General features: G+C 66.7%; 23 protein-coding genes and 1 pseudogene. 10 read left to right on the forward strand and 14 right to left on the reverse strand.

Annotated features, from left to right (window positions below; all coding sequences use genetic code 11):
* Positions 1-144, forward strand: a pseudogene (recR, locus tag J2W36_RS21590) (recombination mediator RecR); the annotation flags it as partial.
* Here recR and J2W36_RS21595 read toward each other — a convergent pair.
* The 12 genes from J2W36_RS21595 to J2W36_RS21650 all read right to left on the reverse strand — a co-directional run bounded on the left by J2W36_RS21595 (position 145) and on the right by J2W36_RS21650 (position 12,074).
* Positions 145-1,050, reverse strand: coding sequence for a polysaccharide deacetylase family protein (locus tag J2W36_RS21595; protein WP_307691833.1), 906 nt, complete (start codon positions 1,048-1,050; stop codon positions 145-147).
* 13 nt (positions 1,051-1,063) lie between these two features.
* Entirely contained in the window at positions 1,064-2,107 is a 1,044-nt protein-coding gene (locus tag J2W36_RS21600; protein ID WP_307691834.1) for a bifunctional UDP-4-keto-pentose/UDP-xylose synthase, read from the reverse strand.
* Between the two features lie 5 nt (positions 2,108-2,112).
* Positions 2,113-3,072, reverse strand: coding sequence for a formyltransferase (locus J2W36_RS21605; protein ID WP_307691835.1), 960 nt, complete (start codon positions 3,070-3,072; stop codon positions 2,113-2,115).
* Positions 3,069-4,055: a glycosyltransferase gene (locus J2W36_RS21610; RefSeq protein ID WP_307691836.1), complete on the reverse strand. Its 987-nt coding sequence runs from the start codon at positions 4,053-4,055 to the stop codon at positions 3,069-3,071. The genes J2W36_RS21605 and J2W36_RS21610 overlap by 4 nt, the downstream gene beginning before the upstream one ends.
* Positions 4,056-4,069: 14 nt before the next feature.
* Positions 4,070-5,212, reverse strand: a complete 1,143-nt coding sequence (locus tag J2W36_RS21615; RefSeq protein WP_307691837.1) for a DegT/DnrJ/EryC1/StrS family aminotransferase — start codon at positions 5,210-5,212, stop codon at positions 4,070-4,072.
* A complete protein-coding gene (locus tag J2W36_RS21620; protein WP_307691838.1) occupies positions 5,209-5,598 on the reverse strand; it encodes an SMR family transporter in 390 nt (129 codons plus the stop codon). Before J2W36_RS21620 ends, J2W36_RS21615 begins: the two co-directional genes overlap by 4 nt.
* Positions 5,595-7,307: an ArnT family glycosyltransferase gene (locus J2W36_RS21625; RefSeq protein WP_307691839.1), complete on the reverse strand. Its 1,713-nt coding sequence runs from the start codon at positions 7,305-7,307 to the stop codon at positions 5,595-5,597. The genes J2W36_RS21620 and J2W36_RS21625 overlap by 4 nt, the downstream gene beginning before the upstream one ends.
* Complete coding sequence (locus J2W36_RS21630; protein WP_307691840.1) at positions 7,304-7,981, reverse strand: phosphatase PAP2 family protein; 678 nt, start codon at positions 7,979-7,981, stop codon at positions 7,304-7,306. Before J2W36_RS21630 ends, J2W36_RS21625 begins: the two co-directional genes overlap by 4 nt.
* A gap of 20 nt (positions 7,982-8,001) precedes the next feature.
* A complete protein-coding gene (locus J2W36_RS21635) occupies positions 8,002-8,487 on the reverse strand; it encodes a hypothetical protein (RefSeq protein ID WP_307691841.1) in 486 nt (161 codons plus the stop codon).
* Positions 8,488-8,518: 31 nt separating this feature from the next.
* Positions 8,519-9,859, reverse strand: a complete 1,341-nt coding sequence (locus tag J2W36_RS21640; protein ID WP_307691842.1) for a UDP-glucose dehydrogenase family protein — start codon at positions 9,857-9,859, stop codon at positions 8,519-8,521.
* 114 nt (positions 9,860-9,973) lie between these two features.
* Entirely contained in the window at positions 9,974-11,386 is a 1,413-nt protein-coding gene (locus tag J2W36_RS21645) for a sensor histidine kinase (protein ID WP_307691843.1), read from the reverse strand.
* The gene (locus tag J2W36_RS21650) at positions 11,379-12,074 is read right to left on the reverse strand and encodes a response regulator (protein ID WP_307691844.1); all 696 of its coding nucleotides are present in this window, start codon (positions 12,072-12,074) and stop codon (positions 11,379-11,381) included. Before J2W36_RS21650 ends, J2W36_RS21645 begins: the two co-directional genes overlap by 8 nt.
* A gap of 115 nt (positions 12,075-12,189) precedes the next feature.
* Between J2W36_RS21650 and J2W36_RS21655 the strand changes: the two genes are divergently transcribed.
* From J2W36_RS21655 to J2W36_RS21685, 7 genes are all read left to right on the forward strand, one after another.
* The gene (locus tag J2W36_RS21655) at positions 12,190-13,368 is read left to right on the forward strand and encodes an efflux RND transporter periplasmic adaptor subunit (RefSeq protein WP_307691845.1); all 1,179 of its coding nucleotides are present in this window, start codon (positions 12,190-12,192) and stop codon (positions 13,366-13,368) included.
* Entirely contained in the window at positions 13,361-16,471 is a 3,111-nt protein-coding gene (locus tag J2W36_RS21660) for an efflux RND transporter permease subunit (RefSeq protein WP_307691846.1), read from the forward strand. The genes J2W36_RS21655 and J2W36_RS21660 overlap by 8 nt, the downstream gene beginning before the upstream one ends.
* 5 nt (positions 16,472-16,476) lie before the next feature.
* Positions 16,477-17,961 (forward strand): efflux transporter outer membrane subunit, encoded by a 1,485-nt coding sequence (locus tag J2W36_RS21665; protein WP_307691847.1) that lies wholly within the window; start codon positions 16,477-16,479, stop codon positions 17,959-17,961.
* 87 nt (positions 17,962-18,048) lie between these two features.
* Complete coding sequence (locus J2W36_RS21670; RefSeq protein ID WP_307691848.1) at positions 18,049-18,444, forward strand: MAPEG family protein; 396 nt, start codon at positions 18,049-18,051, stop codon at positions 18,442-18,444.
* Between the two features lie 124 nt (positions 18,445-18,568).
* Positions 18,569-19,603 (forward strand): ABC transporter substrate-binding protein, encoded by a 1,035-nt coding sequence (locus J2W36_RS21675; RefSeq protein ID WP_307691849.1) that lies wholly within the window; start codon positions 18,569-18,571, stop codon positions 19,601-19,603.
* A 56-nt stretch (positions 19,604-19,659) separates the two neighbouring features.
* Positions 19,660-20,496 carry an ABC transporter ATP-binding protein gene (locus tag J2W36_RS21680; RefSeq protein WP_307691850.1) on the forward strand — a complete coding sequence of 279 codons (837 nt, stop codon included), beginning with the start codon at positions 19,660-19,662 and terminating at the stop codon, positions 20,494-20,496.
* A gap of 1 nt (position 20,497) precedes the next feature.
* A complete protein-coding gene (locus tag J2W36_RS21685; RefSeq protein ID WP_307691851.1) occupies positions 20,498-21,328 on the forward strand; it encodes an ABC transporter permease in 831 nt (276 codons plus the stop codon).
* Between the two features lie 45 nt (positions 21,329-21,373).
* Here the strand turns inward: J2W36_RS21685 and J2W36_RS21690 are convergent, their stop codons facing one another.
* Together J2W36_RS21690 and gloB are read right to left on the reverse strand one after the other, a co-directional pair.
* Complete coding sequence (locus J2W36_RS21690) at positions 21,374-22,975, reverse strand: transglycosylase SLT domain-containing protein (RefSeq protein WP_307691852.1); 1,602 nt, start codon at positions 22,973-22,975, stop codon at positions 21,374-21,376.
* Positions 22,972-23,751 carry a hydroxyacylglutathione hydrolase gene (gene gloB, locus J2W36_RS21695; RefSeq protein ID WP_307691853.1) on the reverse strand — a complete coding sequence of 260 codons (780 nt, stop codon included), beginning with the start codon at positions 23,749-23,751 and terminating at the stop codon, positions 22,972-22,974. Before gloB ends, J2W36_RS21690 begins: the two co-directional genes overlap by 4 nt.
* Positions 23,752-23,770: 19 nt before the next feature.
* On the opposite strand from gloB, the gene J2W36_RS21700 reads away from it, so the two are divergent.
* The gene (locus tag J2W36_RS21700; RefSeq protein WP_307691973.1) at positions 23,771-24,541 is read left to right on the forward strand and encodes a class I SAM-dependent methyltransferase; all 771 of its coding nucleotides are present in this window, start codon (positions 23,771-23,773) and stop codon (positions 24,539-24,541) included.
* Positions 24,538-24,987, forward strand: coding sequence for a ribonuclease HI (gene rnhA / locus J2W36_RS21705; RefSeq protein ID WP_307691854.1), 450 nt, complete (start codon positions 24,538-24,540; stop codon positions 24,985-24,987). Before J2W36_RS21700 ends, rnhA begins: the two co-directional genes overlap by 4 nt.

Raw genomic sequence — 24,987 nt, forward strand, 5'->3', positions numbered from 1 at the left:
GAGGCGACCGCCCATGTCATCAGCGAGGCGCTCAAACAGCACGGCCTGAACGTGACGCGCCTGGCGCGCGGTGTGCCCGCGGGCAGCGAACTCGAATACGTCGACCTCGGCACCATCGCGCACGCGCTGGTCGACCGTCGCTAGTCACGCCACACGCGGCCCCTGGACGGCCAGCAGGCCCGAGCGTCCCGGCACACTGCCCAGGTGCACTTCGTGCAGCGGCCAGGCCCGGTCACTGTGGTGCGCACGCAGCGCGCCCAGCGACACCAGGTCGTGTCCCTGCGCGCGCCAGCCGTCGACCAGACGGCGAAGGACCGGCAGCAGCTTCATCCCCTCCAGCTCTGCGTGCAGCGTGAAGACCTGATCGCGTGTGCGGTCTACCGTGAGCGACAGCACGTGGGCCACGACGTCGTCCAGCGTCATGCCGTCCAGGCCGATGAGTTCGTCCAGCGTGGGCAGGGTTGTGGGCAGCTGGGGCGGCCCTGTGACCCGGCCACCGAAGACGGGCTGGAACGGATGGGAGCCGCGCGTGTCGGACGCCAGCGTGATGCCGAGCTCGGCCTGGGCCTGGGCCGCCGCCTCGTTGAACTGCCATCCGGCCGCGCCGTGGAGTCGGGCGGGCGTGCCGAACAGGGTGGCGTAGCGATCGGTTGCGCGACGCATCTCCCGCAGCGCCCAAGGCGCATCGTGCGCCAGCAACTGGTCCTGCCAGCGCACATGGTCCCAGCAATGGACGCCCACCTCGAACCCTGCGGCCTCGACGTCGCGCAGCGTGGTGGCGGCGATCCTGCCGATGTCAGGACCGGGAAGCAGCGTGCCGTAGAGCAGCGTGCGCACGCCGTAGTGTTCGACCACCGACGTACGCGATACTTTACTCAGGAAACCCGGCCGCAGCACGCGCAGCACTGCACGCCCCGTGTGATCCGGGCCGAGGCTGAACAGAAAGCTCGCGCCCGCACCCGCGCCGCGCAGGAACGCAGCCAGCGCGGGAACGCCATCGCGCGTTCCGCGCAACGTGTCGACGTCGACCTTCAACGCAATGAGTGCCATGGCGGATGGATGCCTACAGCGCCAGATCAGAGGCGGCTTCGACCTCGTTGCTGTAGTAGCTGAAGAGCGCCGCCAGCGCCTGCGGCATGCCGATCGAGGGCTGCCAGTCGAGGTCGGTGCGTGTGGCCCGGATGTCGGGCACCCGGTGCTGCACGTCCTGATAGCCGGTGCCGTAGTACTGCTGGGCGGGCACATCGATCAGCTCGACCTGTGCCGCCTTGGCACGGTATTGCGGCAGCGTTGCGGCCAACGCCAGCATCATTTCTGCCAGCGCGCGGATCGAATGGTTGTTGTCCGGGTTGCCGATGTTGTAGATGCGTCCGTCGGCCCGGCCGCCCGCATTGGCAATGATCTTCACCAACGCGGCGATGCCGTCGTCGACGTAGGTGAACGCGCGTTTCTGGCCACCGCCGTCGACCAGGCGGATGGGCTCGCCCCGCACGATGTGGCCCAGGAACTGGGTGATGACGCGGCTCGATCCTTCCTTGGGTGTGTGCAGGCTGTCCAGGCCGGGGCCGATCCAGTTGAAGGGGCGGAACAGCGTGTAGCGCAAGCCGTCCTGCTGGCCGTAGGCGTGGATCACGCGGTCGAGCAGTTGCTTGGAGCAGGCGTAGATCCAGCGCGGCTTGTTGATCGGGCCGTACACCATGTTCGACGACTCGGGGTCGAACGCGGCGTCTTCGCTCATGCCGTAGACCTCGCTCGTCGACGGGAAGACCAGGCGCTTGCCGTACTTGACGCAGTGCCTGACGATCGGCAGATTGGCCTCGAAATCGAGCTCGAACACCCGCAGTGGTTCACGCACGTACGTGGCAGGTGTGGCGATGGCCACCAGAGGCAGCACCACGTCGCACTTCTTCACGTGGTACTCGATCCATTGCGTGTTGATCGTGATGTCCCCCTCGAAGAAATGAAAGCGAGGGTGGTCGAGCCATTCGGTGACGCGACCCGACTGCATGTCCATGCCATGGACCTCCCAGTCGGTGTTTTCGATGATGTGGCGGGTCAGGTGATGGCCGATGAAGCCGTTCACGCCGAGGATCAGGACTTTGAGCATAGGGATCAGAGGTGGGAATGAGGGGCGTCCACGGACGCGCCGTGGGGACCGAAGTGGTGGATCAGGCGCGCCGCGTCGAAAGGCTGGCCTTCGGCGTCTCGCGCGGCCATCACCTGCAGGCGATGGCCGTCCGCGGCCACGAGCCACAACGCGCTGCCCTCGGCCTCCAGGCGAAGCGGTCCGGGCGTTGGCAGCGGGGCATGCACCGCGGGATGTCGGGTGCGCTCGATGAAGACGGGTTGCCCGCCCAGGTCGACGAAGGCGCAGGGATAGGGCGGCGCGAGTGCGCGCACGAGGTTGTGGATCTGCGCCGCCGAGGCCGTGGGCGGAATGCGCCCGTCTTCGGGCCTGCGACCGCCGAAGTAGCCGCCAAGCGACAGGTCCTGCGGTGTTTCCACCGCGGTGCCGTCCAGCAGCTTTGGCAGGCTGCGCACCAGCACGAGTTCGGCCGCCACGACGACCTTGGCGAAGACCTCGTGCGCCGTATCGTCGCCCAGGATCGGGACGGCCTGCTGGTCCACGATGGCCCCGTTGTCCGGCTTTTCGTTCATTCGGTGCAGCGTGGCGCCGGTCTCGCGTTCGCCATGGATCACGGCCCAGTTCACCGGCGCCCGACCGCGGTAGGCTGGCAGCAGCGAGCCGTGCAGGTTGAAGGCACCGCGACGAGGCAGTGTGAGCCACGCGCTCTGCAGCATGTGCCGGTAATAGAAGGAGAACAGGAAATCGGGGCTGAATGCGCGCGCCGCCTCCAGCAACTCGGGGACATGCGGATCGGCCGGTGTCACGCAGCGCAGGCCATGCTCGGCGGCCACTTCGGCGACGCTGCCGAACCAGATCGCCTCGTCACGCGCATCGCGGTGCGTGACGACCAGCGGTACCTCCAAGCCAGCGTCGAGCACGGCCCGCAGGCAGCGCACGCCGACGTCGTGGTAGGCGAAGACGATCGCGCGAGCAGGCCGCGTCATGGCTTGCGCTCCAGGATGGCGTTGATGACGTAGCGCGGACGCGACCGCACCTCCTGGTAGATGCGGCCCACATACTCGCCCAGCAGGCCGATGCCGAAGAGCGTGATGCCGACCAGCAGGAAGAGCAGGGCAAACAGCGTGAATGTGCCGCCCTCCTCCGGGCCAAGCACGAGCCGTCGGCCCGCGAGGATCAGGAACAGCAGTCCCGAGAGCATCGACACGACGAGGCCCAGCATCGAAAAGGCCTGCAGCGGCACGAGCGAGAAACCCGTCACGAGGTCGAAGTTCAGGCGGATGAGGCTGTAGAGCGAGTACTTGGATTCGCCTGCGTGGCGCTCCTCGTGCCGCACCTCGACCTCCGTGGGATGGCGCGCGAACTGGGTTGCCAGGGCAGGGATGAAGGTGTTCATCTCGTGGCACTGGTTGATGAGTTCGACCACGTTGCGGCTGTAGGCGCGCATCATCGAACCCTGATCGGTCATGACGATGCCGGTGAGCCGGTGCCGCAGCCGATTCATCGCCTGAGACGCCCAACGGCGCCAGGCGGAGTCCTGTCGATGGCGCCGGATCGTTCCCACGCAGTCGGAGCCGGCGTCCATCGCGGCGAGCAGCAGATGAATGTCTTCGGGCGGGTTCTGCAGGTCGGCGTCGAGCGTGATCACGCGCTTGCCGCGGCAGTGGGCAAAGCCCGCGAGGATGGCGCGGTGCTGCCCGAAATTGCCGTTGAACAGGATCACCCGCGTGACGTCGGGCCGTCGCTCGAACTGTTCGGCCAGCAAGGCAGCCGAGCGGTCGCGGCTGCCGTCATTGATGAACACGATCTCGTAGTCGAGCGCCAACTGGTCGAGCGCCGGGTAGAGCCGCGCGAAGAGCGCGGCAAGGCCGTCCTCTTCGTTGTAGACCGGGATCACGATGCTGAGCGCGGTGCTGCCGACTGCGGCGTCGTCGCCGAAGGGCGCGTAGGAGGGTGGGTTGCGGGTCATGGCGGCAGGGTTTTTCAGCTAAGGAGGGCCGTGACTGCCGCCACGGCATCGATCACGCGCGGTACGTCCGTATCGGTCATGGCAGGAAACAGGGGCAGCGTGACCGTGCGGGCGCCGATGTCCTCGGCCACGGGGAAGTCACCCGGTGCATGGCCCCGGGCGCGGAACATCGAGAAAAGGTGCATGGCGGGGTAATGCACACCCACCCCGATGCCTTGTGCCTTCATGGCGGCCAGAAAATCGCCACGGCGCGCGGCGAGCGGCTCAGGCAGCAGGGGCTGGAACATGTGCCAATTGCCGTGCTGCGCCGCGTCGGGAGGGGGCAGCGAAAAGCCGGGCAGGGCGGGCCAGTGCGCGAAGTACTGCGCAGCGAGCTGCCGACGGCGGACGGTGAAGGCGTCCACGCTGCGCAATTGGCCCAACCCGATGGCAGCGGCCACGTCGGTGAGGTTGGCCTTGGCGCCCCAGTGCTGCACGTCCATGCCGCCATCGGGCAGGCGGATGACGCCTTGCAACCGGAGCTTTTCGAAGCGCTGGGCCTCGTGTTCGTCGCGCAGTACCAGGCAGCCGCCCTCGGCCGACGTGAAGTTCTTGTTGGCATGAAAGCTGAACGAGATAAGGTCGCCGAAGCTGCCAATCTCGCGGCCTTGCCAGTGAGCGCCGAAGGACTGCGCCGCATCCTCGATCACGCGCAACCCATGTCGGCTCGCGATTGCGTAGAGGCGGTCGCGGTCCACCGGCAGGCCGGCCAGGTCGACCGGCAGCAGCGCGCGCGTGCGTGGCGTCACCGCGGCTTCGATGCGGTCCAGGTCGATGTTGCGGGTGTGCGGGTCTACATCCACGAAGACCGGTGTGGCGCCCACGGCGAGGATCACGTTCGCGGTCGCGACCCAGCTCAGTGGCGTGGTGATGACCTCGTCGCCCGGTCCAATGCCGCACAGGCGCAGTGCGAGCTCCAGGGCCGCGGTGGCCGAGCTGACCACGCGGACCGGCCGGCCGCCGAAGCGTTCGGAGAGCGCGTGTTCGAACGCTGCGCATTTCGGGCCCGCGGTCAGCCAGCCGGAGCGCAGAACATCGCCGACCTCGCGGATGGTGTCCTCATCGATCGACGGGCGCGTGAAGGGCAGGAAGGGTTGTGGTGGCAAGGTGACTGTCATGTGTTGCTTCCGCTGCGCGCCACCAGCACGACGCCGACCATGATCACGCCGATGCCCAGCCAGCGCTGCGCGTTAAGGGTTTCGCCGAACAGCCACCAGGCGAGCAAGGCATTGAGGACGTAGCCGATCGAGAGCATCGGATAGGCCACGCTCACCTCGACGCGCGAGAGCGCCACGATCCAGACGACCACGCTGATGACGTAGCAGGCCAGCCCGCCGAGGATGCCCGGGTGGCGCGCCAGGCCGAGTGCGGTGGCCCACAGTGCGTGGGCGCCAGCGCCGAGCGTGATCTGGCCCGCGCTGGCAGCTCCGGCCTTCAGCAGCAACTGCGCCACCGCGTTGAGCACGACGCCGCTCAGGATCCAGAGAAAGTCGAGCGCCTTCATCGTCTCAGCACCATGACGCGGCGCGCGTCCTCGAAGACCACGCGCATCGGCACGCCCCGGTCCCGAAGTATTTGCCAGGTGTCGTGGCCCAGATAGGCCGCCGCCTGGGGCAGGGCCTGCCAGCGGGCCAGGAACGCATCGATGGTCGGGATGGAGCGATCGGGTTCGACCCGCTGGCCGAGCGCGAATTCGTCGACGTAGTCCACCAGCACGATGCTGCGGCCCAAGTAGAAAGGAAGTGTCTGGTCATAGCTCTGGACGGAAAAAATCGGGGTGTCGGGGGCGATGAGCGGGCGCAGCACGGCAGCGATGGGCGCGGCGCTCTTGAGCTGGCCGAAGCCGTTGTGCGCTTGCAGCACCGAGAGCGCGCCCACCAATTGGCCCAGCGCCAGGGCCAGCACCGCTGCGGTCGTCCGGTTGCGGCCAAGCCAGTACCAGGCGAGCCCCCCGGCGACCATGAAGGCCAGGGCGCCGATGCGCATGCCCCAGGCCATGGGTGCCAGCACCTCGGATGGCGTCGACGCGGTGGCAAAGCTCGCCATCCGCGTCGACACGACCAGCACAACCAGCCAGGCCGCCACCGGCAGGGCCAGGTGCCAGCGCAGTGCCGCAACGCGGGTGGTGCCAAGCCGATGGGCGATCAGCAGGGCGAGCGCGGGAAACATCGGCAGGATGTAGGAGGGCAGCTTGGAGCCCGATGCGCTGAAGAAGACCAGCACGAACAGGGCCCAGGCGATCAGCACGTCGCTCGCCGTGAGCCGCGCGTGCGGGGACTTGGCAGTGCGTCGCTGCCAGAGCCAGGGCAGTGCGCCGGTCCACGGCATCAGGCCGCCCACCAGCAGCGGCAGGTAATACCACCAGGCGCCTTCGCGATGGTGCACCTGGGTGAGGTAGCGCGCGAAGTGCTCGTGGATGAAAAAGAACTCGGCGAAGTCCGGGTTGCGAAGCGAGGCCAGCACGAACCAGGGCGCGGCGATCGCCAGGAAGATCACCACGCCCGACAGCCAGTGCATGCGCCGCCACAGACCGAAGTCCCGGCGCCACAGGCTCACCAGCAGCAGCGTGCCACCGGGAATCACGATGCCGACCAGGCCCTTGCTGAGCACCGCCAGCGCCATCGCGACCCACGCGGCCCAGATCCAGCTGCGGCGCGTGGCGGCATTGCCGCTGCCCCATTCGGCCAACAGCAGGGCGCACATCGACAGCGTGAGAAACAGCGTCAAGCCGGCGTCGAGTGTCAGGAAGTGCGCGTTGGCGACGATCCAGGTCGTCGATGCGGCCACTGCCAGTGCGCGCAGGCCAGCGGCCGGACCCCAGAGCCTGCGGCCGGTGAAGCCGACCGCGAGCACGGTCAGCAGCCCAGAGAGCGCGGGCCACAGGCGCGCGGCAAATTCACTCGCGCCCAGCAGCTTGAAGAAGATCGCGCCGATCCAGTACTGCAACGGCGGCTTTTCGAAATAGAGCAGGCCGTTGAGTCGCGGGGTCACCCAGTCGCCGCTGCGCGCCATCTCCAGTGCAATCGACGCGTAGCGGCCTTCGTCGGGCGTGATCAATGCGCGTGTGCCCAGCGTGACGAACCATGCCAGCGTCATCAGCAGCAGGAATCCCAGGGCGAGGGCCGCGGTTGCCTCATGCCGAGGTTGCCCGTGTGCGGACTCGGCAGACAGTGAGTTCAGGCTTGCAATGTGGGGCAAAGTCCGGCCGTTCATGGCGTGCGCAGGATCGCTGCGCTGCGTCGCGCGGACTGCGATGCACGCAACCTTCGAAGCACGACGGCGCTGGCGAAGAACAGGCCGGTGATTCCGGCGGCCAAGATAATGCCTGCAGCAATGTCCACGGGAAAATGCACGCCCACGTAAACGCGTGCCCATCCGGTGATGCCGGCCACCAGTGCCATCGCAATACCTGCGGGCCGCAGGGGGCGGCGCAGCAGGAACATCAGCGCGATCGCCGACATGACGGTGGCATGCGTGCTGGGCAGGGACCCGCGTGCGCCATGGCTGATGTATTCCGGACTGAGCCCCAGCATGAATGGCCGGGGCAGATTCAGTGCCGCTGCGATGGCATGGGCGGCCATGGCCGCCAAGGCAGCCACGGCAAGGGTCCATACGATGTGCACGCGCATACCAGCCGGGCGCCACCATGCCCGGATCACGATGGCGACACCCACCCATACGCCGCCCGACGCCAGCGCGACGGCCAACACGAGAAGGATGGGGTGGGGCTCAAAGCCTGCCGCTACAAGATTGAACAAGGTGGTGTTCAGGTCGGACATGATGTCCTTCCCATCCGCGCACAGCCCTGCGGCTGCCACTGCATTGAATTCATGAGAGTTCTCCGTAGACGAAAGAAGCCGAGGCGGCGAGCGCTCGGTCAAACGCACCCGAAGTGCGTCAAAGATCCTCAGTTCGTTGGCGGAGGTGCAGCCTGGGGCGGCATTCGTCGCCAGGGCCTGGTGCGCGGCGGCGCGGCGCTGCGGTAGGGTGCGAGACGCAGCGCCGCCTCGAACGGCACAGCAGCGACGAAAAGCAGTACTGCAATCGTCAAGGGCATCAGCAGACCGACCCGCATCAGCAGCATATCGAGCCCGCCCTGAAACGCGTCGGTACCGTCGATGGGCGCGGTCGCGGGAACATAGAGCGTGGTCTCGAAATTGCGCAATTGCCCTTGGGCCGCATCCACCTCGAACTGGGTCACCTCGCCGACACTGCGCACCCGCAAGCCCGGCTCGTCTTCCCAGCCGTTCTGGGTGAAATGCACTGCCAGGAAGGGTTGCAGGGCGGTCAGCAGCAAGGCGAGCAGGCACCAGAACGCCTGCTGCGTACATATGATCCGTCGACCGCTCAAGCTCAGCATGGCGCCATGGTAGACAGCGAAGATGAATGCCACATGAAGGCGGAGCGCGGGACGCGTGACAGCTTCATGACGCAGTCCGGCCGATGCCTGCATAGGTGAAGCCCGCATCGCGGACCGCACTTGGCATGTACTGGTTGCGGCCATCGAAGATCGCGTGATGGCGCATGAGACGGTGCAGCGTCTTGAAGTCTGGATGCCGGAAGGGCTTCCATTCGGTGACCAGCACCAATGCGTCCGCATCGATGGCCGCCTCGTACTGCGCCTCGACAATCTGCAAGCGACCGCTGTCCTGCACATCCTGCGCAAAGGCGCGCCGTGCGGCGGCGCCTGCCTCTGGATCGAACGCCTTGACGCAGGCGCCGGCGGCGAGCAGCGCTTCGATCAGGTCGCGGCTCGGCGCCTCGCGCAGGTCGTCGGTGCCCGGCTTGAAGGCGAGTCCCCAGACGGCAATGGTCCGCGACTGCAGCTCGCCCTGGAAATGTCGATGGATCTTCTCGAACAGAATTTTCTTCTGCGCGTTGTTGCGGGCGTCGACCGAGCGAAGGAGCCCCGCTTCGTAGTCATGCGCAGCACCGATATGCATGAGCGCCCGAACATCCTTGGGAAAGCACGATCCACCATAGCCCGCTCCGGCGTAGATGAAGTGAAAGCCGATGCGCGCGTCCGAGCCGATGCCCAGCCGCACCTGCTCGACATCCACATCGACCAGCTCGCAGAGATTGGCGATTTCGTTCATGAACGAGATCTTGGTGGCGAGCATCGCGTTGGCCGCGTATTTCGTCATTTCGGCATCGCGCTCGCTCATGTAGAGGATGCGTGGATGGTTGCGAACAAAGGGCGCATAGAGCGCGGCCATGACCTCCTTGGCTCGCGCGCTCGTGCTGCCGATCACGATCCGATCGGGACTCATGAAGTCGTTGACGGCCACGCCTTCCTTGAGGAATTCGGGATTCGACACCACGTCGAAGGGCACGTCGACCTGCCTGGCGTCGAGTTCCTCCTGAATGGCCGCACGCACCTGTTCGGTCGTACCCACCGGCACCGTGGATTTGTCGACGACCACCGTGTAGCGCTGCAGGTGCCGGCCGATCTCGTGCGCCACGGCAAGCACGAACTGCATGTCGGCCGATCCGTCCGGCCGGGCCGGCGTGCCGACGGCGAGAAACAGGATGTCGGCGCTTTGCATGGCATCGCCCAGCAACGTGGTGAACTGCAGGCGCTCCTGCTGGACATTGCGCGTCACGAGATCGGCGAGACCCGGTTCGTAGATCGGGATCACGCCTTGCCGGAGTTGCTCGATCTTCGCCGGATCGTTGTCAACGCACGTGACCGTATTGCCCATCTCGGCAAAGCAGGCGCCAGTGACCAAGCCGACGTAGCCGGTACCGATGAGAGTGACGTTCATGAAGAAAGGAGTGATTCCAGTGTTCGAGGCCTGAGGCCGCGAACGCATCAGGTCTGGCCGGCATCATGACGAAGTACTCTGACTGCCAAGTGACCACGAGCGGGCGCAATGGCCTTAAGGAGCCAGCGGCAGCCGAATTTCGAACCGGGCACCGCCGGCCTGCTCGTTCGACGCCTCGATCCGCCCGCCCTGCGCATGCAGCACCGCCTGGGACAGCGCCAGTCCCAACCCGAGGCCCGGCGTTTTTTCGTCGGAGCGCGCCGCAGCGCCACGGTAGAAACGCTTGAACAGGTGGGGCAGGTCGTCTTTCGCGATGCCGGCGCCACCGTCGGCGACACACAGGACGGCTTCGCTCGTATCCATGTCGGCCAGGAACCACACCCGCACCTCGGTGCCCTGCGGCGAGAACTTGACCGCGTTGTCGAGCAGGTTCGCGATGGCCAGCGCCACCGCGCCGCGTGCCGCGATCGCCGCCACAGGTGGGGAGGGCTCGATGGAGACCTTCACCCCGCTTTCGCGCGCCATTGGTTCGATGCGGCGCACGGCTTCTTCGGCCAGCAGATCAAGTGCCACCGTTTCGGCGTCGTCACGCTCCTGGCCGGCATCCAGCCGCGCGAGCACCAGCAGTTCTTCGACCAGCAGTGTCAGCGACTCGACCTCCTCGAGCGCTGAATGCAGCGTCTGCACATAGACGTGGTTCTCGCGCGGATGCCGCAAGGTGAGCTCGAGCTCGGTGCGCAGCCGCGACAAGGGCGAGCGCAACTCGTGCGACGCATCGGACGTGAAGCGGCGCTGCGCCTCCATCCCGGCCTCGATGCGTGCCAGCATGGCGTTGAGGGTGTCGACCAGGCGGCCGATCTCGTCGCGCGTACCGGGGTGCGGTAGGCGCTCGCCCAGATCCCTGTCGCCGATCCGGCGCGCCTGCTGCACGACATCGGCGATGGCATCGAACGCACGGCGAGTGACCAGGGCGCCGGCGGTGCCCAGTGTCAGCAGCAGCACTCCGCCCAGCGCGAGAAAAAGGATGCTGGCCGCCGTGAGCACATGATTGACGTCGTCCAGCGACCCTGCGACCTGAACCGCAAGTACCCGGTGTGGCCCGGGTACGGGCACCGACACCATGCGCATGGGTTCGTCGCCGAAGCCGTCGAGCGTCTGGAACACCGTCTCGTTGGCCGCGAGCCGGTCCAGCAGCATGTGCGGGATCGGCAACTGCGCCTCGCCCAGATTCGCGCTGCGGGCCAGAACATCGCCCTGTCCGTCGACCATCTGCACCAGTCGATCGAGCCGGACGAACGACGGTGCCGCCGAGGTGCCGCGCGACGCTTCGTGGACCTCCACGGGCGCGTCTTCCCGCGACGCCGCCAGCATGCTCACCTCGGTCTCGGCCAGTGCCAGCAGCGCGGCGTCGAGTTCGGCGCGTACGTTGCGCGCAAACACGAAGTACGACCCCGCCGCGGCGATGGTCATCACCACCACGATCACGCTGACGTGTGCCAGCGCCAGTCGCCTGTGCAAGCTAAGCATCGTCCGAAGCTCCCGTCTCGGGCAAGGCGAGGCGGAAACCGCGCCCCCGCACGGTCTGGATCAGGGCGACGGAAAACGGGGTATCGACCTTGCGGCGCAGGTTGCTGATGTGCACGTCGATCAGGTTGTCGATGGCGATCAGGTCATCCTTCCAGACCTGTTCTGCCAGCCGCGAGCGGCTGACGACCTCGCCGCCATGGCGCAGCAGGATCTGCAGGATCGCGAACTCCTTGTGCGTCAGGTCGAGCACGGCACCGCCGCGCGCGACCCGCTGGCTCAACGGGTCGAGGCTCAGGTCGGCCAGCGCAAGCACCACCGGCCGCACGAGTTCGGAGCGGCGCAGCAGCGCGCGCATGCGTGCCAGCAGCTCGTCGAAGGCAAACGGCTTGGTGAGATAGTCGTCGGCGCCCGTGTTGAGGCCAGCCACGCGATCGGCCAGGGCGTCGCGCGCGGTCAGCATCAGCATCGGCGTCTTGCTGCCGCGCTGGCGAAGATCGCGGCACAGCTGCAGGCCGTCCTTGCCGGGCAGCATCCAGTCGAGCACCAGCAGGTCGTAGTCAGTGACGAACGCGGCATGGTCGCCTTCCTCGGCACTGTGCGCCACATCGACGACAAAACCTTCTTCCTCCAGCCCGCGGGCCAACAGGCGTGCCGCCTTGCGGTCGTCTTCGATCAACAGGATTCGCATGGGCGCCATCATGCCGCGAGCCGGTGTCGGTTTCCTTAAGAAATCTTCAGGATTTCTTGGGAGCTTCTTCAGGACAGGTTTTCTAAGCTGCCGGGCCCATGAATGGACTCGCATCGTGATCAAGAAAACCCTCTACACGCCATCCCGCGTCCGTATCGGCCTGGGCCTGCTCGCCTGCCTGGCGCTGTGGGTCGATCTCGGTGGGGCGCATGCCCACGCGGCTGCATCGGCGGCCGCCACGAACACGGCCACGAACCCCACCACGCCCGCGCCGCTGCTGGTGCATCAGGGTGACCGCCTGAGCGTGCCGCCGGGCTCGCCGCTGCGCGATCGCCTGCAGGTCGCCGCCGTGACGCAGGATGCGCTGGCGCATCAGCTCAGCCTGCCAGCGACGGTCGAGGCCGATCCGGTGCGTACGGCCAACATCGTTCCGCCACTGACGGGCCGCCTGGTCGAACTCCGGGTGCGGCTGGGCGATGTCGTGCAGCGCGGCCAACTGCTCGCGACCCTGGCATCGCCCGACTTGGCGCAGGCCGTGGCCGATGCGCAGAAGGCGCGCGATGCGGTCGACCTCGCACAGCGTGCACTGACCCGTGCGCAAGGCGTGAACGAGGCCGGCTCCAATGCCACCAAGGACGTGGAGGCCGCCCGCAGCGCACTCGTCCAGCAGACCGCCGAGCTGCATCGCAGCGAAGCCCGGCTGCGTGCCCTCGGCACCGACGGCGTGAGCACGCAGGGCGGCCAGGGGCTGAAGATCACCGCGCCGCTGGCCGGCACCGTGACTGCGCTGAATGCCGCTGTCGGCGCCAATCTCAACGACGTCAATGCCGTGCTCATGACCGTGTCGAACCTCGACAGCGTGTGGGTCACGGTCAACGTGCCAGAGAGCGCGATGAGCGCCGTCTCGGCGGGCCAGCGCGCCGTTGTCACGTTCGCCGCCTACCCAGGGCGCAGCTTCAGCGGCAAGGTCGCCTTCGTGGGCGCCGCGCTCGATGCGGATACGCGCCGCGTCAAGGCGCGAGTGGTGTTCCCGAACACCGAGGGCTTGTTCAAGCCCAACATGTACGCGACCGCGGTGCTCGACGTGCCGCAGGCGCAGCAGCCGCAGGTGCCGGCTTCAGCGCTGCTGATGAACAACGACGCGGTGAGCGTGTTCGTCGAGGTCGCGCCCTGGACCTTCACGCGCCGCACGGTGCAACTGGGCAGCGAGGACGGCGAGCGCGTGCGCATTCGCAGTGGCCTGGCGGCCGATGAACGCGTGGTCGTACGCGGCGGTGTGCTGCTCAATGATTGATTTGCTCATCCAGCAGTTTTTTCGCCATCGCCTGCTGGCGTGGACGATGTCGGCCGGGCTGGTGCTGCTGGGCGCCTGGTCGTGGACGCAGATGACGGTGGAGGCCTACCCCGATCTCGGCGACGTGACGGTGCAGGTGACCACGCAGGTAAATGGCCTGGCTGCCGAGGAGGTGGAGCAGCAGATCACCACGCCGCTCGAGCGCGCGCTGGCCAACGTCCCGTCGCTGGCATCGATCCGTTCGAGCAGCACCTTCGGCCTGTCGCTGATCAACCTCAGCTTCAAGGACGGGACCGACGACTATTTCGCGCGCCAGCGCGTGAACGAACGCATCGGGCAGGTCCCGCTGCCCTCGGGCGTGCAGCCCAGCCTGGGCGCCATGGCCGGGCCCGCCGGCGAGATCTACCGCTATACGCTCGAATCGGACACGAAGAACCTTATGGAACTGTCCGAGATCCAGCGCTGGAAGGTGATTCCCGCACTCAAGCAGGTGGCGGGTGTCGTCGACGTCAACAACTTTGGCGGCTTCACCAAGGAGTTTCAGCTCGAACTCGATCCGGCCAAACTCCAGCAGCACGCGCTGGTGCTCGGCGATGTGGTCACCGCCATCAACAACAGCAGCGCCAATGCCGGCGGTGGGCGCATTGCACGCGGCGAGCAGGGCTACGTGGTGCGCGGGATCGGCCAGGTGCGCACGCTCGACGATCTGGGCAGCGTGGTGGTGGCGCAGAGCAATGGCTCGCCTGTGCTGGTGCGCGACCTCGGCCACCTGCAATCGGGCCACCAGGAACGCAGCGGCGTCCTCGGCAAGGACCGCAACCCCGACACCATCGAGGGCATCGTGCTGATGCTCAAGTACGAGAACCCGTCGCGCGTGCTCGAAGGCCTGCATGCAAAGATCGACGCACTGCAGGCCGAGCTCGCGCCGATGGGCGTGAAGATCGTGCCTTACATCGACCGCGACGATCTGGTGAAGCTCACGGTCGACAAGGTGGTGCGCACCATGCTCGAAGGCATGGCCCTGGTGAGTTTCGTGTTGATTCTGTTTCTGGGCAGCCCGCGCAGCGCGGTCGTCGCGGCGGTGGCGATCCCGATGTCGCTCATGACGGTGTTCATCGTCATGCATGTCACGCGCATGCCGGCCAACCTGTTTTCGCTCGGCGCGATCGACTTCGGCATCATCGTCGACGGTGCGATCGTGATCATGGAGAGCATCCTGCGGCGCCGCGAGGAAGACCCCCATGCCACGCTGACCGAGGATCAGGTGCTGGCCACCGTGGGTCAGGTGGCCAAGCCGATCTTCTTCGCCACGCTGATCATCGTGACGGCCTACCTGCCGCTGTTTGCGTTCGAACGCGCCGAAGGCAAGCTGTTCAAGCCGATGGCCTTCACCGTGGGTTATGCGCTGGTGGGTGCGCTGCTGTGCGCGCTGACGCTGATTCCGAGCCTCGCCTACGTGGCGCTGCGCAAGCCGAGCAAGCCCTTCGTCAACAAGCCGTTGGTCTGGCTCACGGCTGCCTATCGGCGCGGTCTGTCGAAGCTGCTCGATACGCCTGCCATTGCCTATGTATTGAGCGCCCTGGCGCTGGCTGCGGTGGTGGGGCTGGGTGCCACGGCCGGGCGCGAGTTCCTGCCCGACATCGACGAAGGTGCGCTCTGGCTTCAGGTGCAGTTGCCATCGGGGCTGTCGCTCGACAAGGCCGGCGAAATGGCCACCGAGATGCGCCGCGTGCTGCTCGAGTACCCGGAGGTGTCCTATGTGGTCACCCAGCTCGGCCGCAACGACGACGGCACCGACCCCTGGACACCGTCGCACATGGAAGTGCCCGTGGGCTTGAAGCCGTACGCCCAGTGGCCCGCGGGCGTGAACAAGGCCGCCTTCGTGCGCACGCTGACCGAGCGGTTTTCCCGCATGCCTGGTTTCGACGTGGGCATCAGCCAGCCGATCATCGATGGCGTCAACGATGCCGTGGGCGGCGCCCACAGTCCGCTGGTTCTGCGCGTCTACGGCGACGACCTGAAGGAGACCCGACGCATCGGCAACCAGATCGTCGATCTGCTGGGCACCGTGCGCGGCACGGCCTCGGCGTCGCTGTTCCAGGAGCCACCGATTCCGCAGGTCGTGATCGAACTCAATCGCGAGGCGGCGGCACGCTATGGCGTCAACGCGAGCGATGTGGCGAACCTCATCCAGACCGGTATCGGCGGTGCGCCCGTGATCACCGTGTACGCGGGCAACCGCACCTACAACGTGTCGGTGAAGATGCCTGCGAACGCCAAGGGCAGCACGGAGGCGCTCGGTGCGCTGCAGCTCAACAGTTCGAGCGGTGTCAAGGTGTCGCTGTCGCAGGTCGCCGACATTCGCCTGCAGAGCGGCGAGAGCACGATCTCCCACGAGATGAACGAGCGCCAGATCACAGTGCGCGTGGACAACCGGGACCGCGACCTGGCCTCGTACCTCGACGAAGCGCGTGCGCGTATCGCCCGGGACATCCACTTCGACCCGACCAAGGTGCACCTGCAATGGGCCGGCCAGTTCGAGAACCAGCAGCGCGCGCAGGCGCGCCTGGGCCTGTCGCTGGCGATCGTGGTCGGCATCATGGCGGTCCTGTTGTTCCTGCAATTCGGCCAGACCCGTCTCGTGCTGCTGATCCTCGGCGTGGTGCCAATGGCGGTGCTGGGCGGACTGATTGCGGTGCACCTGGCGCGCGAAACGCTCAACGTGGCAACGGCGGTGGGCTTCATCGCGTTGTTCGGTGTGTCGATTCAGAACGGCATCATCATGGTGTCGAACTTCCGGCGCGTGCGTGGTGAGGGCCGGGCGCTGCGGGCCTCGGTGCTCGAAGGCGCGTCCGAGCGCCTGCGGCCAGTGCTGATGACCGCCACCGTGGCGTCGATCGGCATGCTGCCAGCGGCATTGGCCACAGGTGTGGGCACCGACGTGCAGCGCGGGCTGGCGACGGTGGTGGTGGGCGGGCTGGTGGTTTCGACGCTGTTGACGCTGTTCATCCTGCCCACGCTGTATTTTTCGCTAGAGGGTGTCTTCGAGCGGCGCGAACGCAAGCGGCGCGCGCGCCGGGCCCCTGACTCGAACGCCTCATGAAGCCGATGCTGACCCCTTCCCATTTCCTTGCGCTCTCGGCGCTCGCGCTGCTGCTCGGCGGCTGTGCGGCGGGGCCGGACTATGCACGTCCGCCGTTGCAGTTGCCCGATCGTTATGGGGCCACTTCGGCCCCGGCGGCGGGGGCCGAGGGGGCCGACCTGCCTGCGCAATGGTGGACGGCCTTTCACTCCGAAGCGCTCAACACATTGGTCGCCCAGAGCCTGGCGGCCAATCCGACGCTGGAAGCGGCCGACGCGGCGCTGCGTGGTGCGCGCGAACTCGTTGCCGCGGAGCAGGCCGGGTTCTGGCCCAGCGTGAGCTTGAACTACACGCCCACGCGCCAGCGCGTGGCCGACACCGTGTCCAGCCCGGTGGCGTCCAACGCCAACCTCTACACGCTGCACACGGCACAACTCAACGTCTCCTACACGCCGGACGTGTTCGGCGCCACGCGCCGGCAGGTCGAAAATACGCAGGCACAGGCGGAGAACCAGCGTTTCCAGAGCTTGGCCACGCGCGTGACGCTCACCAGCAATGTGGTCGCGGCCGCGATTGCCGATGCGTCGCTGCGCGCGCAGCGGACCGCCACGCTGGAGATCATTGGCGCGCAACGGAAGATGCTCGATGCGTATCGCCAGCAGCTGCGCCTGGGCCAGGTCGCGCCCGCCGATGTCGATGCGCAAGAGACCCAGTTGGCTGCGACCGAGGCCACGTTGCCACCGATCGAGCGTCAGGTGGCGCAGCAACGCAATCTGCTGGCTGTGCTGACGGGCCGCTACCCCTCGCAGGGCATCGAGGCGCAGCTCGACCTGGACACGCTGCAACTGCCCACCGTGCTGCCGTTGAGCCTGCCCTCGACGCTGGTCGAGCATCGTCCCGACGTGCGCGCTGCCGAAGCGCAGCTCAAGGCGGCGAGCGCGGCCATCGGCATGGCCGTGGCGGCGCGCCTGCCCAGCGTGACGCTGGGGGGCAACGTGGGTTCATCCGCATACACGCTGTCGCAGCTTTTCACCGGCCCCGGCATGTTCTGGACGTTGGTGGGCAGTGCGACGCAGCCATTGTTCGACGCAGGCGCGCTCGAACACCGTGAGGCCGCAGCGCGTGCCAGCTTCGACCAGGCGGGCGCGCAGTACCGCGCCACCGTGCTGGGCGCCTTTCAGGACGTGGCCAATACGCTCGCGGCCATCGACACCGACGCCAAGGCCGTGGAGGCCGCGCAGAAAGCCGACCGTCTGGCCGCACAGGCGCTGGCGCGTCTGCAACTGCAGTTGCGCGCGGGAGATGCCAGCATGCTGAGCCTGCGTCTGGCACATCAGTCGCATCAGCAGGCGAGGCTTGGGCTGATACAAGCGCGCGCATTGCAGTTGAGCGATGCGGCCGCGCTGTTCCAGGCGCTCGGTGGCGGCTGGTGGAACCTGCCTGATGAATCCGACGCCAAGGCACACCCCACGGCGGTTGCCGCCGCACCCGTGCCAGACCCAGGCCGATGAAGACGTGCGTTCGTCAGCAGGCCGGGTTTCATCGGCGACACTCGGTCATTGCGGCGTCTTTTCGCCGCTCCTGTCGTGAAAGCCGCCATGCCTTTTCTTTCTTCGCTGAGCATCGCCTACTGGTGCGTGCTGGTCGCCGCGCTGCTGCCCTACGTCAGCGCCTACATTGCCAAGCTCGGTAGTTTCGGGCCACGTGACAACGTCTCGCCCCGTGACTGGATGAGCCGTCAGAGCGGCTGGCGCGCCCGTGCGAACGCTGCACAGGCCAACAGTTTTGAAGGGCTACCGTTCTTCATTGGGGCGGTGTTGATTGCGCATCAACTGAACGCCGCGCAGGGCACGCTGGACGCGCTGGCCATCGCTTATGTGGTGTTGCGCGTGCTCTTCATCGCACTCTACGTGCGGGGCGCTTCGTCCCTGCGCAGCGCGGTCTGGGCGCTGGGCTTCCTGGTCAATATCGCGATTCTTTTTGCGGGCAGGTAACGCTGCTGGTGAAGCGGTCGGTGATGCTTACGTGAAAACCCGCACGGGATGTTCCCGATGCAGGGCAGGGTAGCCCCCGCCTAAGCTGGAACGCAAGAACAACTCTGCGCCAGGGAAACGCCTCATGCTCAATCGCCGTACCTTCACCTCCCTTGCGGCGATTGGCGCTGCAACCATTGCGGTGCCACATGTGTGGGCACAGGCCAAGCTCGAGAAAACCAAGATCTCGATCGCGGTGGGTGGCAAGGCAGCGTTCTACTATCTGCCGTTGACCATCTCCGAGCAGCTCGGGTACTTCAAGGCCGAAGGTCTGGACATCGAGATTTCCGATTTCGCCGGAGGCGCGCGTGCACTGCAGGCCGTGGTGGGCGGTTCGGCCGACGTCTGTTCGGGCGCGTATGAACACACCATCAACCTGCAGGCCAAGAACCAGTTCTTCCAGGCCTTCGTGCTCGAAGGCCGTGCGCCGCAGATCGCGGTGGGGGTGTCGACCAAGACCATGCCCGGTTACGCCGGCATCGCCGACCTCAAGGGCCGCAAGATCGGTGTGTCCGCCCCTGGATCCTCGACCAACATGGTGGCCAATCTGCTGCTGTCGCGCGGCGGCCTGAAGGCGAGCGACGTGAGCTTCATCGGCGTGGGCGTGGCCGCCGGCGCACTGACGGCCATGCGCTCCGGCCAAATCGACGCCATCAGCAACACCGACCCGGTGATGACCATGCTCGAGCAGAAAGGCGACGTGAAGATCATCAGCGACACGCGCACGCTCAAGGGCACCCAAGACGTCTTCGGCGGCGCGATGCCGGCGGCCTGCCTGTACGCTTCCGTCGAGTTCGTGCAGAAGAACCCGAACACCTGCCAGGCGCTGGCCAATGCCATCGTGCGTGGGCTCAAATGGCTGCAGACGGCAGGGCCGGGCGACATCATCAAGACCGTGCCGGAGACCTTTCTGCTGGGAGACCGTGCGCTGTACCTCGCATCCTTCGACAAGGTGCGCGAATCCATTGCCACCGACGGCCTCATTCCGGCCGATGGACCGAAGACCGCGCTCGCGGCCATTGCCAGTTTCGACACGAGCGTGAAGGCCGACAGGATCGACCTTTCGAAGACCTACACCAACGCATTCGCGCAACGCGCCAAGGACAGGTTCAAAGCCTGAGGCCCCGTCGGCGTTGCACGTCCCCGTGCCGCACGTCCGACCGTCTCGCGACCGCCATGCAACTTTCGCCATCCTCTGCCGACGCGTACGCGCTCGAACTCCTCGACATCGACTGCACCTTCGTCTCCAAGGACGATCCCGCGCAGCGTTACACCGCCGTGGCCGACACCACGCTGCGCATTCGCGCTGGCGAGTTCGTGTCGGTGGTCGGGCCGACGGGGTGCGGCAAGTCCACGCTGCTGAATGTGGGTGCGGGGCTGCTTGCACCGTCTTCAGGCACGGTGAAGGTGTTCGGCGAGGTGCTCGCGGGCATCAACCGGCGCGCGGGCTACATGTTCCAGACCGAGGCACTGATGCCCTGGCGCAGCACGCTCGACAATGTGTGCGTCGGCCTGCAGTACCGTGGCATGCCGGACGCCGACGCGCGGGCGGAGGCCGAGCGCTGGCTTTCGCGTGTCGGGCTGTCGGGCTTCGGCGACCGCTATCCGCACCAGCTCTCCGGCGGCATGCGCAAGCGCGTGGCGCTCGCCCAGACACTCGTGCTCGACCCCGACATCATCCTGATGGACGAGCCCTTCAGTGCACTCGACGTGCAGACGCGGCAGTTGATGGAAAACGAGGTGCTCGACCTTTGGGCCGCTCGCCGCAAGGCCGTGCTCTTCATCACCCACGACCTGGATGAGGCCATCGCCATGAGCGACCGGGTGGTGGTGCTGTCGGCCGGGCCGGCGACGCATCCGATCGGCGAGTTCTTGATCGACCTGCCGCGTCCGCGCGACGTGGCCGGGGTCCGTACCCATCCGCGCTTCGTGGCGTTGCATACGCAGATATGGAACGTGCTGCGTGACGAGGTGCTCAAGGGCTATGCCCAGCAGCGCAGAAAGGCGGCCTGAGATGTGGCGACCGACCGAGCGCACGGCCCGCGCCTGGCAGATCGGCCTGCTGGTACTGCTGCTGGCCGCTTGGCATCTGGCCTCGCGCAACCCTCAGTTTGCGTTCTTCTTGGGCGAGCCCATTCAGGTGGCAGGTCGCATCTGGAGCTGGTTCCTGCCTTTCGACGTGCCAGCGAACGCGCTCTTCCCTGAAGGACTCAAGGGCAATGCCGATGTGTACCTGCATCTGGGCACCACGTTGCTGGAGACCGTGCTGGCTTTCGGCATCGGCACGGCCCTGGGCCTGGCCTGCGGCCTCTGGCTGGCACTCGCACCCACGGCCAGCCTGATCCTCGACCCCTACCTCAAGGCTGCCAACTCGATGCCACGCGTGATTCTCGCGCCCATTTTTGCCTTGTGGTTCGGGCTGGGCATCTGGAGCAAGGTCGCGCTGGCGGTCACGCTGGTGTTTTTCATCGTGTTTTTCAACGTCTACCAGGGGGTGCGCGAAGTGAGTCCGGTGGTGCTGGCCAACGCGCGCATGCTGGGCGCCAACCAGCGTCAGTTGCTGCGCACCGTGTACCTGCCGAGCGCGACCAGCTGGGTGTTTTCGAGTCTGCACACGGCCGTGGGCTTGGCTTTCGTCGGCGCAGTGGTGGGCGAGTACCTGGGCTCGGCGCGCGGCGTCGGCTATCTCATCCTGCAGGCAGAGGGCACCTTCGACGTGAACACCGTGTTCGCCGGCATCGTCGTGCTGACCGCCTTTGCGCTGGTGCTCGACGGGCTGGTCGGGCTCATCGAGCGGCGGCTCATGAAGTGGCAGCCCCGCAGCGGCGAGACCGAAAAATTCTGAAGAACGGCCGGCCGCTCGCTCATGCGGTCCGGCCGCGTTTTTTGCTCAGCGTTTTTGCTTGGTCGCCGCGCCGCCGCGTGGCTGACGAACGACCTGCGACTTGGCTGCCGCTGTGCTGCGCACCGGCGCTGCGCTGCGGGCAGACGCGCTGGCCCGGGTTGCTGCCACGCGCTTGCTCGGAGGCGCCTTGGCCCCTACACCTCTGGGCGAGCCGGTACTGGCGTTGGCGCGCGAGGCAGCTGCGGCGGCGCGCACCGGCAGATAGACCACCACGTCGAGCCCGCGCGGGAACGCGTGGTTCGCCTTGACATCGTTCCACTCGGCCACGTTCGCGGGGCTCACGCGAAAGCGGCGTGCGATGCTCGACACGCTGTCGTTGCGACCGGCCTTGACGACCGTGCGGCGCGTGACGATCTCGGGCTGGAAGCTCAGATGCCCCGTGTCGGCGACCAGCGCATCGACGTCCTCCTGCACCCGCGCGCCACGCGGCACGATCAGGGTCGAGCCGGCCTTGATGAGCATGCGCGGCGGGATGGCATTGATGGCGCGCAGGTCGTTTTCGCTCATGCCGGAGCGTTGGGCGGCGTCGGCCACCGTCATGGTGCCGGGCACCGTCCACGCGGTCCAGCTCGCGTACTGCCCCTGGGTATAGGCTTCGAAGTTGCGGCGGAACACCGCGGCGTTGTCCCATGGCAGCAGGATCTGCGGGGTGCCCGCGGCGAGCAGCACCGGCTTGTGTGCCGCCGGGTTGAGCGCGCGGAAGTCTTCGATGCGCACGTCCGCGAGCTTGGCGGCGAGTTCGACGTCCAGGTCGCGTGTGAGGTCGACGCTCTGGAAGTAGGGGTGGTTGGCGATGACCGGCAGGTCGACACCATAGCGCTGCGGGTCGGCCACGATGTTCTTTACCGCCTGCAGCTTGGGAACGTAGAGCCGCGTTTCGGCAGGCATGTTCAAGTCGCTGTAGGTCGTGGGCAGCCCGGCGCGCTGGTTCTTTGCAATGGCGCGGCTCACGCTGCCTTCGCCCCAGTTGTAGGCCGCCAGGGCGAGCTGCCAGTCACCGAACATGCCGTAGAGCTTTTGCAGGTAGTCGAGCGCGGCGCGCGTGGAGGCGAGCACGTCACGGCGATCGTCGCGAAAGATGTTCTGCTTGAGGTCGAAGTCGGAGCCTGTGGCGGGCATGAACTGCCACATGCCCGCAGCACGCGCGCTGGAGACTGCCTGCGGGTTGAATGCGCTTTCGATGTACGGCAGCAGCGCCAGTTCGGTGGGCATGTTGCGCCGCTCGAGTTCTTCGACGATGTGAAAGATGTATTTGTTCGAGCGCTCGGTCATGCGCTGGATGTAGTCGGGCCGGCTCGCATACCACTGCTCGCGGTCGGTCACCAGATCGTTCTGCAGGTCCGGCATCTTGAAGCCTCGGCGGATGCGGTCCCACATGTCGGTGGGCGGTGCCAGGGTGAGCACGTTGCGCGAGCCGGTCGTCCCCGAGGTGATGGGGGTGAGCGACCCGCCCGGATAGACCGGTGCAGCTTGTCCGGGCGCACTGCCGACGGCGCCCGCAGGGGGAAGGGAGGGGTCGTTGGTGGTGCTGGCGCAACCGGTCAGCACCAGGGCACTGACCAGCAGGGCTGCATTGAATAGTTTCATCGAAAGTCGTTTTTCCATTGGCGCAGTGCCGCAAACACGTCGGCCTCGCCCGCATCGGCGGCCAGGTGGGCATGCGCCTGCACGGCTCGAAGCACGGAGGCTTCGCGGCTGCGAAGAAAGGGGTTGATGAGGTGCTCGATCGCAAGCTGCGAAGGCAGCGTGGGTCGACCGAGGGCGCGCAGTGCCTCGCACTGCGCCAAGTACTGAGTCAATTCGGTGTTGGCCGGTTCCACGGCCTGGGCGAATCGCAGGTTAGAAAGTGTGTATTCGTGGGCACAACACACCTGCGTGTCGCCGGGCAGCGATCCCAGCGCGTCGAGCGACGCCAGCATTTGCGCGGGCGTGCCCTCGAACAGCCTTCCGCAGCCGCCGGAGAAAAGCGTGTCGCCGCAAAAGAGCAAGGGCGCTTGGCCATCGCGTGACGGCAGGAAAAAGGCGATGTGGCCGGCGGTGTGTCCGGGCGTGTCGATGACCTCGAAGCGCAGGCCCAGGGCCTCGGCAATGTCACCCTGCGCCAGCGGCGTGAACGGCTCGGGAATGTTTTCGCCGGCCGGGCCGAATACCGGCGCACCCGTGGCCTCGCGCAAGGCCGCGACCCCGCCCGTGTGATCGGCGTGATGGTGGGTGACTAGAATCGCGGCCAACTGCAGCCGGTCGCGCATGAGCGCGGCCCATACCGGTTGTGCGTCGCCCGGGTCCACCACGATCGCGTGGGAACCGTCTAGCAGCATCCAGATGTAGTTGTCGTTGAAAGCGGGCAGCGGAACGAGGGTCATGAGCGGTCAAATTATAAGTTTGCAGGGTTGGTTCGAGACCCCCCCCGGCCGCTACCTGCTGGCGTGGGAGCAGGCGCAGTTCGACCAGGCGGTGGCGGATGTGTTCGGCTATCACGCGCTCCAGTTGGGCGTGCCGGCAGTGGATGCGTTGCGTACCAACCGCATGCCGCACCGGTGGCTCGCCCTGTCCGAGCCCGATGCGTCTTCGCGCGCGGCGGCCCTGGTCACCGACTTTGCCGCACTTCCGTTCCAGGCCAACAGCCTTGACCTGGTGGTGCTGCCGCACACCTTGGAGTTGAGTCCTGATCCACACACCACGCTGCGCGAGGTCGAGCGGGTGCTGGTGCCCGAAGGCCGCGTGGTGATTTGCGGCCTTAACCCGGCCAGCCTCTGGGGGATGCGGCAACGGCGCTCGCTTCTCTATCGTCGCCTGGGCATGGGCGAGTCGTATCTGCCCGAAGCGGCCAGCCTCATCGGCTACTGGCGGATGCGCGATTGGCTGCGACTGTTGGGATTCGAGGTGGAATCGGGCCGTTTCGGCATCTACCGTCCTGCCGCGCGCAGCGATGCCTGGCTGGAACGCAGCCGCTGGCTCGATCGTGCCGGCGAGCGCTGGTGGCCGATCTTTGGCGCCGCCTATTTCCTCGTGGCCGTCAAACGTGTGCGTGGCATGCGGCTGCTGAGCGCCGAATGGCGTCGTGCCGCCCAGCGTGCGACGGCGTCGGTGCCCGTGGCCGGTCGCGTAGGGCGCGATACTCCACGCACACACAAGGAAGGAAACGGCAGTTGAACGAGGTACAGATTTACACCGATGGCGCCTGCAAGGGCAATCCAGGGCCAGGCGGCTGGGGCGCCTGGCTCAAGTCGGGCAGTTTCGAGAAGGACCTGTTCGGCGGCGAACTGAACACCACCAACAACCGCATGGAACTGCAGGCCGTGATCGAGGGCCTGGCCGCGCTCAAGCGGCCGTGCAAGGTGGTGCTCTACCTGGACAGCCAGTACGTGCGCCAGGGCATCACCGAATGGATCCATGGCTGGAAGGCCAAGGGCTGGCGGACATCGACCAAGCAGCCGGTGAAGAACGTCGAGCTCTGGCAGCGGCTGGACAAGCTGGTGTCCGAAGGCGGTCACCAGATCGAATGGCGCTGGGTCAAGGGCCACTCTGGCGATCCGGGCAACGAGCACGCCGATGCGCTCGCCAACAAGGGCGTGGACAAGGCGCTGGGGCGCGCCTGA

The sequence above is a fragment of the Variovorax ginsengisoli genome (assembly GCF_030811835.1).
GTDB lineage: Bacteria > Pseudomonadota > Gammaproteobacteria > Burkholderiales > Burkholderiaceae_C > Variovorax > Variovorax ginsengisoli_C.

Coding starts and splice junctions, on each gene's coding strand:
- gloB (WP_307691853.1), bottom strand. CDS start 23,751: ATGACCCTCGTTCCGCTGCCCGCTTTCAACGACAACTACATCTGGATG.
- J2W36_RS21625 (WP_307691839.1), bottom strand. CDS start 7,307: ATGAACGGCCGGACTTTGCCCCACATTGCAAGCCTGAACTCACTGTCT.
- J2W36_RS21620 (WP_307691838.1), bottom strand. CDS start 5,598: ATGAAGGCGCTCGACTTTCTCTGGATCCTGAGCGGCGTCGTGCTCAAC.
- J2W36_RS21600 (WP_307691834.1), bottom strand. CDS start 2,107: ATGCTCAAAGTCCTGATCCTCGGCGTGAACGGCTTCATCGGCCATCAC.
- J2W36_RS21665 (WP_307691847.1), top strand. CDS start 16,477: ATGCTGACCCCTTCCCATTTCCTTGCGCTCTCGGCGCTCGCGCTGCTG.
- J2W36_RS21610 (WP_307691836.1), bottom strand. CDS start 4,055: ATGACCCGCAACCCACCCTCCTACGCGCCCTTCGGCGACGACGCCGCA.
- J2W36_RS21680 (WP_307691850.1), top strand. CDS start 19,660: ATGCAACTTTCGCCATCCTCTGCCGACGCGTACGCGCTCGAACTCCTC.
- J2W36_RS21685 (WP_307691851.1), top strand. CDS start 20,498: ATGTGGCGACCGACCGAGCGCACGGCCCGCGCCTGGCAGATCGGCCTG.
- J2W36_RS21645 (WP_307691843.1), bottom strand. CDS start 11,386: ATGCTTAGCTTGCACAGGCGACTGGCGCTGGCACACGTCAGCGTGATC.
- J2W36_RS21615 (WP_307691837.1), bottom strand. CDS start 5,212: ATGACAGTCACCTTGCCACCACAACCCTTCCTGCCCTTCACGCGCCCG.
- J2W36_RS21640 (WP_307691842.1), bottom strand. CDS start 9,859: ATGAACGTCACTCTCATCGGTACCGGCTACGTCGGCTTGGTCACTGGC.
- J2W36_RS21605 (WP_307691835.1), bottom strand. CDS start 3,072: ATGACGCGGCCTGCTCGCGCGATCGTCTTCGCCTACCACGACGTCGGC.
- J2W36_RS21690 (WP_307691852.1), bottom strand. CDS start 22,975: ATGAAACTATTCAATGCAGCCCTGCTGGTCAGTGCCCTGGTGCTGACC.
- J2W36_RS21650 (WP_307691844.1), bottom strand. CDS start 12,074: ATGCGAATCCTGTTGATCGAAGACGACCGCAAGGCGGCACGCCTGTTG.
- J2W36_RS21660 (WP_307691846.1), top strand. CDS start 13,361: ATGATTGATTTGCTCATCCAGCAGTTTTTTCGCCATCGCCTGCTGGCG.
- J2W36_RS21675 (WP_307691849.1), top strand. CDS start 18,569: ATGCTCAATCGCCGTACCTTCACCTCCCTTGCGGCGATTGGCGCTGCA.
- J2W36_RS21670 (WP_307691848.1), top strand. CDS start 18,049: ATGCCTTTTCTTTCTTCGCTGAGCATCGCCTACTGGTGCGTGCTGGTC.
- J2W36_RS21595 (WP_307691833.1), bottom strand. CDS start 1,050: ATGGCACTCATTGCGTTGAAGGTCGACGTCGACACGTTGCGCGGAACG.